Annotated in this window: 5 protein-coding genes; 3 read left to right on the forward strand and 2 right to left on the reverse strand. The window is 50.0% G+C overall.

Going from position 1 to position 14,258, the window contains the following annotated elements; all coding sequences use genetic code 11:
- Nucleotides 1-8: 8 nt before the first annotated feature.
- Both MJX74_RS02335 and MJX74_RS02340 read right to left on the reverse strand, forming a co-directional pair.
- Nucleotides 9-9,146, reverse strand: coding sequence for an RHS repeat-associated core domain-containing protein (locus tag MJX74_RS02335; RefSeq protein ID WP_240220542.1), 9,138 nt, complete (start codon nt 9,144-9,146; stop codon nt 9-11).
- A gap of 291 nt (nt 9,147-9,437) precedes the next feature.
- Nucleotides 9,438-11,501 carry a M13 family metallopeptidase gene (locus tag MJX74_RS02340; protein ID WP_240220544.1) on the reverse strand — a complete coding sequence of 688 codons (2,064 nt, stop codon included), beginning with the start codon at nt 11,499-11,501 and terminating at the stop codon, nt 9,438-9,440.
- Nucleotides 11,502-11,698: 197 nt separating this feature from the next.
- Between MJX74_RS02340 and MJX74_RS02345 the strand changes: the two genes are divergently transcribed.
- The 3 genes from MJX74_RS02345 to MJX74_RS02355 are packed head-to-tail and all read left to right on the forward strand — an operon-like array spanning nt 11,699 to nt 13,919.
- A complete protein-coding gene (locus tag MJX74_RS02345; protein ID WP_068237281.1) occupies nt 11,699-12,112 on the forward strand; it encodes a DUF350 domain-containing protein in 414 nt (137 codons plus the stop codon).
- Between the two features lie 10 nt (nt 12,113-12,122).
- Nucleotides 12,123-12,764 (forward strand): DUF1190 domain-containing protein, encoded by a 642-nt coding sequence (locus MJX74_RS02350; RefSeq protein WP_240220546.1) that lies wholly within the window; start codon nt 12,123-12,125, stop codon nt 12,762-12,764.
- Between the two features lie 6 nt (nt 12,765-12,770).
- Nucleotides 12,771-13,919, forward strand: a complete 1,149-nt coding sequence (locus MJX74_RS02355; protein WP_240220549.1) for a glutathionylspermidine synthase family protein — start codon at nt 12,771-12,773, stop codon at nt 13,917-13,919.
- Nucleotides 13,920-14,258: the final 339 nt, after the last annotated feature.

A 14,258-nucleotide genomic window follows, 5' to 3' on the forward strand; every position in this document is an offset into this window, starting at 1 on the left:
TCCGCCCCTTATCTTGCTTTTCCAGCACTAACAAATTGGCCACTCATCGTTTCGTAATAGTAATATTTAGTACCTTGAAGATTTGATTCGAAATAATTGACCCGCGTTGATTTACCATTGAAAGGCTTCATCATGGTTCCCAGATTGGTTCCAGTTTCACGAATATGCCCAACAACATTATTGAACTGCTGCCTTAATGCCTCCGCATCTCCTTGCTGCCATTTTGGAAGCCCTAGCTCAGCCCCATGGCGTGAATAGGAATGTTGAAATGCTTTGCGCTGAGCTTTTGTCATATCAGCCCAAGGAACTGTATGACCGATGCGTAAATGACCAAGAGCTTTCTGTGCACTGTTTGCAACACTTTCTGATGCATTTCTGAGATGCTTAGCCTCCTTCATAGCCTTAGAAGCAGCATCGCCATAGAAAGGAAATAAACCCACACCTGCAGCGGTTATATTGAGTAATGAGGGATCTAATACAGCTTCTACAATACCCTTAATATCCCCGACAATTGGAGTAAAATCCGTAATTGTCGACAGTGGATATTCTTCCCGAACAATTCCTCCTATATCTACATTTTGAGTATTCTTCCGCTGGCCGCTCGTATAATTACATCCAGAACTATCCGCTCTCCCACACCCTCCGCTTTGCCTACCAATATCCGTCGCCGGAGTCTGCGGACTAACTTGCGCCTGTTGCGCGGTCGGAGCACCATTGCCTCCACCTTGGAATGTGCCGCTAAACGTTACATTACCACCGACCCCGGTGATGTTGTCGCCGATAATATCTGACTCTTTTATATCACGATCTATCCGGCTGCCGGTTATCCTGGCATATCCTGTAGGGTCTGTACCAGAAAGTGGGTTATTAATGATATACGAATACGGGTTTAAGCTCTGGCTGTTTGCTGCATCCTGTATTAACGGGTCAACAGAGAGGAACCTGCCAAGGTTGTAATCATACGCCCGCCCGTTCATATGAATTAACTCTACTTCATCCAAATGCCGATGGTCGGTAAAGCCATTACGGCTTAATGCAAGGTTTTGCAGCCTGGGTGGTGTAAGGGTGTTGCCATCTGCCGCTCTGGGTTTACCAAAGGCATCAAACATCCGCCTGTCCGTGACCTGCCCGTTATGGTCGGTATAGGTTAACGTACTGCCTAAACGGTCTTTATGCGTATAACGTATCTGGTGCTGGTTGGTCGCATCGTATTTAATAATAGCAATATCACTTAGGTAAATGCGCCAGTTGCCGTTGCTTTCTTCTTCGTACAGTTTGTCTATTTCATAGGTGGTTATGCCGCTGCGCGTTTCTTTTAACCGCTCTAAGTTAGCACCATAGGTAAAGGCGAAGCTGTTGCTGCCTCGGGTGATTTGCGTGGGTTGTTTAAAGCTGTTGTAACTGATACTTAAGCCGTCACCGCTAAGCAGGTTACCCTGATTGTCATAGCTGAAATTTACCGTGCTGTTATTGAGCTTAACTACCTGACGCACCGCATTGGCACCGGCATTGCCGCCTAAGCTTTTTTGCGCATTGCCGTATCGGTAGGTGTTGGCGTAGTCGCTCTTTTGTTGCAGGTTACCTACGGCGTCATAGTCGTAACTTATTGGCACCGTATAACCCATATTGCTGTAGGTGCTGTTGGTTAAACGGTGCAGTGCGTCGTAGTCGTAGCTTTCTGTCGCGCCGGTGACATGGTTGTGCACCTGGCGGATATTGCCATATACATCATACTGCTGGCATTCCACATCATGCACCCGTGTACCACCACGCCAGGCCGTTAAACTCTGTACCCAACCCGTTTCGCTGTCGTACTGGTTATCCTGTGCGGTACCATTGCCCAGGCTGGCGCTCAGTGTGTTACCAAAGCCGTCCTGGCTGGTTATTGTGCGATACACATAACCACTGGCCAGGTTGCTTACCTGCTGCAAATAGCCGCTGGCGGTATAGCCGTATTGCACTGTCAGGCCATTGGGGTAACGCAGGCCCGTCGGTTGCCCGGTGCTGTTATCGTAGAAGTAGCGTGTGGTAAAGCCTTTACCATCCAGCGCTAGCATATTACTCACCAGTTGGCCACTGCCGTCATAGCCAAAGGTGCGCGTTATGCCATTGGCGCTTTCCTGATACGGCAGGCCTTTAAACGCCGTGTCGTAGCTAAAGGCGGCACTGTCTTTTACTGTACTGCCGCTGTAGCTGGTGCGCGTGGTCTGGCGGCCCAGTACGTCATAGTCAAACCTTATGGCCAGGCCATTGGCATCGGTTTCCTGCTCCAGCTCGCCAAAACCGTTGTATTGGTAGCTGCTGTTGCCCTGGTTCGGGTCAATAACGCTTAGCTTCTGCCCCAGCGCATTGTAACTGGCCGTTAACTGCACGCCGTTGGCGTCCTGCAGTACTATCGGCAACCCCTGGCCATTGTAGCGATAATACGTATGGCCGCCGTTGGCGTCTTCAGTGTGCAGCAGTTTGTTCAGGCTGTTATAGCTGCGACGCATTTGCAGGCTGCTGTTGGCGGTAATGTCGGTATTAAGGCCACTGTAGTGATATTCAATACCCAGCCCACCCGGTAACAGCTTGCTACCGGGCCGGCCCAAAATATCATAATCAGCAAACAGGGTTTCGCCACCGGCACTGCCTGCCTGATACGGCCCGCTCTGGCGTACCACTAAACCACGGTGGTTATATTCGGTATCCTGGTTTATCCAGTCACCGGCAAAGCCCTTAATACTCTTGCGCAGCGCACGGCCCAACTGGTCATAATAGCTGCGCTGTTGTGGCATACCGGCCTGGGTAACTACCTGCATCCACACAGCGCCGGCAGGTGCATTACTGTCATGCGTTGCGCTGTCATACCAGCTGTATTGTGCAGCCTGGCCGGTGCGCTGCATGCTGGCGGCGCGGCCCAAAGCGTCGTATGTCATAGTGGTGGTTACGCCGTTGGCGTCAATCTGGCTGGCCGGCTGGCCAGTGGCAGCATCGGTATGCAGATAGCTGGTATGGTTTAATGCGTTGGTCAGTTTAAACGGGAAATAACCATCTGCTACTTCGGTGGTACCGTTTTTGCTATAGCGAATTTGCTCTGTCCGGCTTTGCGAATTCCATACACCACCAGCATTCATTACTTCAGCCGTGCGTGTTACCGACAGTGGCAGGCCGTAGTCGTTAAAGCTGGTTACCACACTTTGGCTACGGCTGTTGTCGCTGCTGCTCAGCGCCACCTGCTGTGGTGCACCAGACAGATGCCAGTCGCTATAGCTGGTTTTTACCCAACTTGCGCTGTCTAGTGCTGAATCATAGCTCAGCACTGTGCCCTGCTGCTGTACCGGTATACTGTGCCGGGTTTGGCTTTGTAAACGGTGTGGCCACCAGGGGCTGGTTTGCGACACATACGTTGCTTCCGTTTGTGAGGCGTACACACCGCTATCATCTGTTATTGTCTGGCTGCTTTGCAGCACATTACCAAACGCATCTATACTGCTCGTGCGGCTGCGCTGGTGGCTGTACTGCTGTTTGCTATGTAAGTCATACGTATAGTTGTCGGATCCCGCCAGATATAGGCTAACAATAGCACCGGCAGGGCAGCTGAGATCGGTTTCGTCTGTTTCAGGCCGGTACTGGCTGGTACAACTGGTACCCATAGCACTGGCATGAGCAGGGTTCTGCTGCCAGTTATATACCTGCACCGACAGTGCATTAGCTGCCTGCGTGGCCTGCGCTGCGTCATAACCAAATGCCGGATACGCAGAGGGGTAATCGGTGCCTGCAAAACTGAACTGGCCACGCACCTGGCCGGTAAACGGAAATTTCTGTCTAAAATCAGTATGGTTGATAAGCCCGGTATTACTATCCTCTGTGACAATGGCACGAAACCCTCTGAATCCCCGCCCCTGTGTATGGTACATCGCGCCACGATAAGCGTAACGTGTGTGGCTCATGCCGCCTAAACCGTCACTGCTGCTGAATTGGGCTACAGCAAACATACTGGAAGCAAAATGAAAATGCTGACCATCTTCAACGTAGCTACGATCGGGCAGGTAGAACGCCAAAGATGAGTTTTGAGCGGAGATGTCAGCGCTATCAAGGCTTAACGCTGTGTTTCGCAGCGTGGCTTTGGCGGTGGAAAGCGGTAGATAATCCCACTGATGTACCACGTTAAAGCCATCCTGCACCGCTTTTAATACGTCAGGTTGGGCATAAGGTGCAGCGCCTGTGGCACTGCCCCGGTTACGGTTAATATATAGCCCGTATTGGTGGCCAAACGGCGCCATTGCCCCGTTGACAGAGTCGATATGTGTTTCAGGAAAGCGCGGGCCATAAGCAAACACCATATCGGTTAGCCCTTTGCCAAAAGCATCAGTGGCAAAGTTCTCTGTAGCAGAGCCATAGATATCGGTCAGTTGTTCGGTAGCAGTAATATTGCCGCCCGCCGTTACATCAAACTTCAGCGCGGTAAAGCGATATACACTGTCATCAAACTGGTCAGTCGGTAACGGTGAGGTATTAGATGAACCCGGTTGCATTCTCACAGGCAGGTACATTTCATCACCACACACTTCTTTGTCCTGAACGCCAGCGTTGGTGGCTTCTTTTACCATAGTGCAGGCAACAGCAACCCGGCTACCAGGAATTAGCAGTTCGGCTTTACCATCACTGTCAATGTCCATCACGCGAAAGCTACTTAAATATTGAGGGTAGGCCGTAACCGTCCACTCCCCGTTAATATGGGTTCTATAGCGTCGTACTGCTACCGTGACGCCCAGGTCAATCAAATCAGAGAACTGTCCACCACCTTTGTTCAACCGCAACTGAACAGTAAAGTTATCATCTGCCCAGCCTAGCCAATCCGCTAAACCATCGCCGTTTACATCTAAAAAGTAGCTAAAGTACCTCGGCACCGCAGCGTTACCAAAAGGTATAAATGCTTGGGGGATAAACTGTGTAATGGTTAAAGTAGAACGGTTCAGTAAAAATTTTCTGACTAATGGGATTGGTGAAACACTACCATGATCAAAAGTATAGGTGCCGGCTTCTGCCAGATCTGGCAGCCCGTTGCCATCAATATCGCCAATAAACTGTACTGAAGATGTTTCTACCCGTAAAGAGCCCTGAATCGCTGTTTCAAAAGTATAAAGCAATACTTTATTCGCCTCGCTGTAAGGCATAGCAACATTGCCCGAATGGCTATATAGCTGCAGTTGCGGATGACCACTGTTGTAACGATAAATTACAATATCTTGCCAGCCATCACCGTTAAAATCAGCAATATGCCGAACATGATCCTGATAACGGGCAAAAGCCTGCTTGCTTTGCAAATTAATATTGGTGTTAACTATCGTTTGTTGCATTGACGGCTGAGTCAGCAGTAGCCGTAACTTACCGGCGTTAACATCCCAGCCATCGGTCAGGCCATTGTTATCAAAATCACCCTCTACACACTCCATACGTAACGTAAAAGGGTTTTTCTGGCAGTTGTTCAGCGCAAAACTATGCTCGCCAGTTACTATGCCCTCGGCCGATACAAAATGGCCCGGCCAGTCCCTTACCCCATCACCGTTAATATCACCATGCGGCACCAACGTATCCACCGTACGATGCTGCTGGTAAACCGGTACACCATCAAACTTTAGTTGTTCCAACTGGTACTGTATCGGCGTATCTTGCCAGCTGAACTCTGTAGGCTCGTAGCAAACAGGCTGCGCCTGCTGGTAACCACATTGCTGAACAGACTGCAGCAGGCTACGGCTGGATGCGCCGCTGGCTTTATAGGCCAACGAAAACTGCTGTGTCATATCGCCGCCAACATAGCTGCTAATAGTCTTTAGCCGCTGGGTTTGCATAGATAACCCGGTTGCCAGATACGACTGGCTGATATCAGGCCGGCTTTCATAAGTAAAACGTACAGAGCGATCGCCCTGGACAGAAGCAGAACTTCCTGTGTAATAAATACTGTTTAATAACACCTCGCCGCTGCCCAAATCATCATAGTTATAATGAATAGCATTCTTGCCGGTTGCATCCAGGATGTGGTCCACTAGCCAGCTAAACGCTTCGCTGCGGCCACTATGAATAACTTTAGCGATATTAGTTGCAGAACCGAAATACGCGGTACGGCCATTCGGGTAGTCAACTTTAAAGTAAGTGCTGCTCTCGTTCAGGCTGCCGCCGAGCTGGGTGACACGGCTGAATTGGTCAATTTCGGTGCGGTACTGGCTGTTAACCGCACCATAACTGCCGCTTACTGCCATCAGACGCTGACCATTCAAACATAATCTGTCTGTAGCGGTATAGCTTACGTTAGCGGTAACACCATCCTGAGCCACTGTTGCTGCACAGCGGGATATAGCCTCACCAGCGGCCAAACCAAAACCAACCCCCATAACGCCATTACCCTGCTGTGAATGGTAGTTAATAATTACCTCTGGCTGCATTGCTGCCCGTCCAGGCGGCAATGGCATAGCAAGCCGGTAACTGGCCTGGCCACCGCTGACACCGGCCTCGGCCCGGATAGCACCAATATCAGGCTTTAACGGTGTATAGGTATCATTGGAGATATTACCCAGTAACGGTTGGTCAAAAGACTTTCTTACCCAATCGGGTACAGCAATCACGGTATGGGTTACCGGGCTGCTGTAAGGCGAACAAGCCCAGGCAAAGCCATTACAGGCTTTAACGGCAATTTCCCAGTTGCCCACAGCAAGGTTTGAGATCGCCGCAGTTTCTATCGCCACATCTGCCGCGGCGGGTAGCCAGTCTCCGCCTCCCTGGCGTTTAAATACCTGAAAATAGGTGGCCTTATTATCTGCCGCCAACCAATTTAACAGTAAGGCTCCGTCGCTTGAATCAGGCAATTGCAAACCGGTAGGTGCCAGAGGTGCACTGCGCACTGCCGCCGCGCTGCTGGCCGGCGAATAGCTGCTACACGCCCAATTGTATCCGTTACATAACCGCATTCTGAACTGCCATTGCCCATCGGTAAGGTTCACTGGCGGTATCCCTGTGCCGCTATGGTTGCCACCTATTGCAGTCCAGCTGCCGTTGTTGACCCGGCCTTGCAGCAATACATAATAAACAGGCTTCGCCAATACGCCCCAGTTGATAGCAAGTTTACCCAGCCCGGTTGTATTATGCGAAGGGACACCGGGCGTAGTAGGGATTGCTGCCACAATGGTTGCAGAAGAGGTTCGGTAAGTACTACAACCGGAAAAACCCGCTTCGTCATTACAAGCCCGTACCCGGAATGTATAACTGCCATCCGCGCCTATTGCAACGGCATTGCTTAGTAGCGGACCATCATATAAATGTGTAAGGCCTCCCCCTGCTGCCACTTGCTCAAGTTCATAACGATCTACTCTGCCACTGGCCTGCCCCCAGCTAATGTTAAACGCAGCGGATGTACTGGTTGTAGGGACACCAGAAAACACCCCAGGCATGCCAGGCGCAATAGCAACTATAACGCTGGCAGACGCCGTTTCGCCGCTGCAACTGGTAAAGCTTTGCTCGGTATTACATGCCATTACCCGAAAGGAATAACGGCCATCTGCATTCACGTTAACATTTGTATTCAACACATTGCCGCTAAATACATTCTGCCATGTTCCGCCATTAAACTGCTGCTGCAGCCTGTACTCATCTGCATTACCAGACGGTTCGGCCAGCCAGCTTATACTCAAACTGGCACTGCTACTGTTCGCCGGCACCGTTATTCCTGCTGGCACCGCAGGTTTAGCAGCCGCCAGCGCAGTAGTAGATGTGCGGTAGGTACTACAGTCTTCACTACCTGCCAGCGTATTACATGCCCGCACCTGAAACCGGTAGCTGCCATCCGTTAAACCTGTTGCTGTAGCTGCTCTGGCCGTACCGCTATATACCGGCTGCCAGCTCCCACTGCCCAACTGCTGAAATAACTGATAACGGTGTACTGTACCGGTGGCTACACCCCAGGATACGGCCAACGAGCGGTTATCTGAGGTCGCCGGCATCGCGATAGAGGCCGGTATGCCCGGTACAGTCAGCACCTGCACCGTATGCGGCAGGCCATAAGGCTTACAGTTATCTGTACCACCATCAATCTGTATACAACTGCGCATGGCATAGTTATAGGTGCCATCCGGCCGGTTTAAGGTGAGAGTTTTACCGTCTAATGTCGGGCTGAATGTGGCGATTAATACGTTGTTCTCTACCACATTAACATAGTTCGCAGGCCCCGGTTGTGCCCAGGTTAAGCTTATCGCCCCTCGGGATGTGGTGGCGCCGGTAATATTTGGCGCTTGTGCCAGCGAAATAACTTTCGTTGCTGACCAGCCACTGCAGCCACCGGCATTACAAGCCCGCACCCGGAACGAATAACTGCCTAACTCATAATTTAGTAACGATGCCGAGGTTTGGTTAGCCCTCACTTTATTTGTCCAGGTGCTGCCAATTAACTGCTCAAGCTCATAACGCGTAGCCGTAGCGACCGCATTCCATGCCACGCTAAGATTGCCTGTATAACTGTACGTTGTCTGGCTAATATTCGAGGTAATGCCTGGTGCGCTGGCAGGTGGATAAGTAACCTGCACTGTTGCTGTAGCACTATAACCTGAGCAATTACCGCCAATACAAGCCCTCACCCTATAAGCATAGGTGCCATCCGCTTTACCGGTATAAGCTTTACTCCGATCAGCAGAGTTTTGTACTTCAAGCCAACCTCCGGTATTTATTTGTTCTTCAAGGTGATAGCTACTTGCACCAGTAACAGCATCCCAGCTGACACTATAAGTGCCATTATTACTTAATGAGGGTGCTGTAGGTTTGGCAGGTGGCGGTATGGTTACAGATACAACAACTGAAATAGTGTCATGCTTAGTAGTTTCCCTTACCCACTCGCTAATTTGATTATTAAAATAACGTCTGGTTATCCACAATTCATAGCTATAAGTACCACTACTGAGGCCGGTAACAATCACAGAAGTGCCACTACTCGCTACAACACGTGTTTCTACCCCTGCTTTTAGCTCCTGCACTTTGAAATTCTGCGTATCTCCGGGAAGAGACTGCCATGCCAGGGTAAAACTACCGCTTGTGTTAGTTGAAGTGGGGTATTGGGTAAAGCTTACGGCCTGACCGGCCAGTGGAAAAACAAACAACAACGCCAATATCCAACGTAGCATACTTCTTCTTCCTTGAATAAATACTAAAACAATGCCATTACCGGCTAAATTTTAACCTTTATAATTTATTTTCAGAAGACAGGCAAACTAAATTTGTTACACAATTAACATAAGGTGGGATTTTTAAACATAACTCACGTCACTTTAATCCTATAAAATAACGTACTGCGTACACTTACTAAATAAAAACTCAGTTAAATAAAGCTGTTTATTATCAATATTTATTCAATTTACCAGAACTATTGAAATTAAAGGGCTACCAATGTAGCCCTTTAATTGTTACAGCATCTATTACCAGATTTTCACCCGCACTTTGTCGTCACGGTACATGCCATCACCCGGTTTTACATCATAGGCTTGGTAAAACTGTGGCATATTCGATAGTGTACCTAACACGCGATACATGCCAGGAGAGTGTGGCCCGGTGATCACTTGCTGGCGCAGCGCTTCGTCACGGAATTTGATACGCCATACCTGAGCCCAGCCCATAAAGAAGCGCTGCTCCGGTTTAAAGCCATCAATGACTGCACCGTTTTGGCCGTTCAGTGAGTTCTGATAGGCTCTGTACGACACTGTTAAGCCGCCCAAGTCAGCGATATTTTCGCCTAAACCTAAAGCGCCTTGCAGGTGTAAATCGTCTATCGGGTTAAAAGCGCTGTATTGGTCAATCATCAGCTGAGCCCGGCCCTGAAACTGGCTAGCATCTTGCTCTGTCCACCAGTCACGCAGGTTACCATCGCCGTCTGAGCGACGACCCTGATCGTCAAAACCGTGGGTAAATTCGTGGCCGATAACACCGCCGATTGCGCCGTAGTTTACCGCGTCGTCTGCGTCTACATTAAAAAACGGTGGCTGTAAAATAGCGGCCGGAAACACAATTTCGTTCATGGTAGAGCTGTAATAGGCATTTACCGTCTGCGGTGTCATACCCCATTCGCTGCGATCTACCGGTTTACCTAAACGCCCGATGGTGCGCTGATATTCACACTCGGCGCTGCGGCGCAGGTTGCCAACTAAATCAGTAGGGCTAATTTCTACACAGCTGTAATCACGCCATTTATCCGGGTAACCAATTTTGGTGTTAAATTTAGCCAGCTTAATTTGTGCCTGCTTTTTCGTTACCGGGCTCATCCATTCCAGCTCATCAATTGACTGGCGAAATGCCCCACGCAGATTTTCAATCATCTGGTCCATACGGGCTTTGGCTTCTGGCTTAAAGTGTTGCTCTACGTATTTTTTACCCACCATAAAGCCCAGATTGCTGTCTACCAGGCTAACTGCACGCTTCTCCCGGCTACGCTGCTCTTGCAGGCCATTTAAGGTTTTGCCGTAAAAATCAAAGCTGGCATTGGCAAAGGCGCTGCTAAGGTTACCGGCATTGCTGCGGATTAAATGAAACTTCAGATACTGCTGCCACTGCGCTACCGGGGTGTTGGCCTGCAGTTTGGCAAATTCGGTAAAGTAGGTGGGCTGGCGCACCACTAACTCGTTGATGCTGCCAAGGCCCGCTGCGGTTAAAAAAGCCTGCCAGTCAAAACCCGGCGCCAGTTTAGTTAACTCAGCAATAGTCAGCTTGTTATATGTCGCGTTGCGGTCACGGTTTTGCACCCGGCTCCACTGGGCAGCAGCAATTTGCTTTTCCAGCGCAACGATATCGGCGGCAGCCTGCTCGGCATTATCCATGCCCGCCAGGGCCCATAATTTGGCAATAAATGCCTGATACTGGCCAAGCAATTCGGCCGAGCGGGCATCATCTTTTAAGTAGTAATCACGATCAGGTAAACCTAAACCCGCCTGCGATGCACCGGTAATGTACTGATCAGACTGCTTTTGATCCTGGCCGACAAACACAGCTACCGGTGTACCAACGCGGTAGCGCTGCCATTGTCCCCAAAGCGCCGTTAAGTCTTTGTGCGATTTAATATTATCAATTTGCGCCAATTCACCACGTAAAGGGTTCAGGCCCAGCACTTCGGCCAGCTCTTCATCGAGAAATGCGCTGTATAAGTCGGCAATTTTCTGCTCGTCAGAGCCTTTAACATGTTGCTCAGCCGCCAGTTGCTGCACTATGGCCAATACTTGTTTTTCTGCGTTTTCGCGCAGTTCGTCAAAACTGCCCCAGCGAGCTTTGTCACCCGGGATCTCGGTTTTCTCCATCCAGCTGCCGTTTACATAATGGAAGAAGTCCTGTTGTGGGGCTACGCTGGTGTCCATATTCGCCAGTTCGATACCTGAACTGAGGCCGGTCTGGGTTTGCACCACAGCATTATTTTCAGCGGTTACACTGCTGTTCGAGCACGATGCCACGCCCAGCGCCAGCGCAATACTCAGCGCGACTGTTGTAATTTTTTTCATTAGTGATTCCTGGTTATTAACATTCTTATTGTTTTAACGCAGGCCAGTGTAGAAGCATGATCAGCGGTGTCCAGCCAATACAGGTTAAGCAGAAGGCCTGCTGCGATAAATAACCTGCCGCAGCAGACCGATTTAACTTGAACTACAGCCGTATTTTCCGCAGGATCGGCACTATCACTAAAAACACGGGATCTATTATGCTAAATACTGCCTTAACCTCACTAACCGGTTTACCGGCTTTCGCAGCGTACTTTGCGCTGGCCATTGTGCTGGTGCTGTTATTTGTCCGCCTGTACACACTGGTGACACCGCATGACGAATTTGCCCTGATCCGCGCTAACAACGCCTCTGCCGCTGTTGCTTTTGGTGGCGCCTTAATTGGTTTTGCCTGGCCATTGGCAAGCGCTATTACGCACTCCATGTCATTACTCGACTGCGCTATCTGGGGCGGCGTAGCCTTGCTGGTACAGATTCTGACCTTTTTTATCAGCACCGCTGTGCTAAAAAAGCTGCCGCAGCGTATTACGCAGGGTGAACTGGCAGCCGGTATTTTCTCGGCTTGTTGCTCAGTCAGCGTAGGTATATTAAATGCCGCCTGTATGAGTTATTAAGGATCGCACTATGACTAACACTAAAACATTTAAACGCAGCAAAACCGCCCGCCTGATTATGATGGTACCGGCCGCAGGTTTGGTGCTGGCAGGCTGTGGCGAAAAGCCGGTTGAAGTACAGGTGTTTAACTCGCCAGACGAATGCGCCGCCTACTATAACCCGCCGGCAGAATGTAAAGCTGCGTTTGACGACGCCAAAGCTTTGCATCCGCAGGTGGCACCGCGCTATGCCAGCAAGCAGGAATGTGAAACCGATTTTGGTAACGGCCAGTGTGAAACCGCACCGGTACTTGCCGCAAACAACACTGTGCCAACAGAACAAACGCAACAAAGCCAGCAAAGCAGCGGCTTTTTTATGCCGATGATGATGGGTTTTATGGCCGGGCAAATGCTAAACCGCGGTGGTATGGCCGGGGCGCCACAGCAGCAGGCAGCCGCCGCCAACCGCTCGCCGGTGCCAAACCAGCCGTTGTATAAATCACGCGACGATCGCAGTACTTTTCGTACAGCAACCAATACTGCCGTTGCCAACCAGCCGGGTAGCACCAGCATACGGCCATCAGCAGTGCAGCCTAAGCCTGCTTCCATGGCTCGCCGTGGTGGTTTTGGTGCCCAGGCAGCTAAGCGCAATGTTGGCAGCTATGGTGGTTAAACCGGCATGAAACGAGTGAACAGCACCCCAAGGCCGGGTTGGCAGGCCTTTGCACAAAGTGTTGGCTTTAATTTTCATACCTTTGATGGCGAGCCGTACTGGGACGAAAGTGCCTATTATCAGTTTAGCCTGCAGCAAATAGAGCAGGATCTGGAACAGCCTACCGAAGAGCTGCACCAGATGGCGCTTGATCTGGTTGACGATATCGTTAACAACGAGCAAATGCTGCAGCAACTTGCGATACCGCGCCAGTTTTGGGACGCCGTGCGCAGCAGCTGGCAAAACCAACAGCCGCATTTATACGGCCGCATGGATTTTAGCTACAACGGTACCGGCCCGGCTAAATTGCTGGAGCTGAATTACGACACGCCAACCTCATTATATGAAACCGGCTTTTTTCAGTGGGTATGGCTGGAAGACCAACTGATGCGTGGCGAGTTACCGCAAGGCGCTGATCAGTTCAACTCTTTGCAGGACAAACTGCAGCAAGCCTTTAGTGAACTTGACCTGCCACAGCCGTTTTACTTTGCCAGCGTAACCGAAAGCATTGAAGATAAAGGCACAGTAGATTACCTGATGGATATAGCCCTGCAAGCTGGTATTAACAGCCGTTATATTCAGTTAGAGCAGTTGGGTGATATCGATGGCCAACTGGTTGATCTTGAAGGCTTCCCGATACAAGGCTTGTTTAAGCTGTACCCGTGGGAATTTATGCTGCAGGAAGACTTTGCCAGCACTATTGTTACCAGCCAGACCCAGTTTCTTGAACCGCTGTGGAAGTGTTTATTGTCTAACAAAGGCATATTGCCGCTGCTATGGCAAAAATATCAGGGCCACCCTAACCTGCTACCGGCTTTTTTTGATGACGGCAGCGCATTACAAAATGGCTGGGTGCGTAAACCACTGCTTTCACGCGAAGGCGCCAATATAGAGCTGGTAACCAGCGATGGCAAAGCGCTAAAGCAAGACGGCCCTTACAACGACAGCGGCTATATCCGCCAGGCGTTAGCGCCATTGCCGCAGTTTAACGGCAACTATGCGCTGATTGGCAGCTGGGTAGTAGCAGATAGTGCCGCCGGTATTTGCATCCGTGAAGACAACAGCCTGATCACCAAAGACAGCTCACGCTTTTTGCCGCATATTATCCTCGACTAATTCACCGTTACGCACCGGGGCGCAAGCTAAAGCGCTCCGGTTAAAATTAACATTCTTCCCGAAAAACACCGTTCTGGCCCGATAATATGTAAAGAAGTCCGGCACCGCGATGTAAAAACATTTCGTCTTATTTCAGTCATTTAAGTTTACATCAAAAATTTATCATCTAAAAATTAAATCACTTTTTTGACAACGCTGTCATTTTTGCCATAGTCAATTCGCTCATTTCCTATACGATACGGAACCGCTACTTACGCCAGGCAGGCGCCAGAATGTGCAACAACAAACATGTGCTGCAACGGTAAAACCCAGCCAGCACCACGAGATAAAAAAAGATAA

It is taken from the genome of Rheinheimera hassiensis (assembly GCF_022436675.1).
GTDB lineage: Bacteria > Pseudomonadota > Gammaproteobacteria > Enterobacterales > Alteromonadaceae > Alishewanella > Alishewanella hassiensis.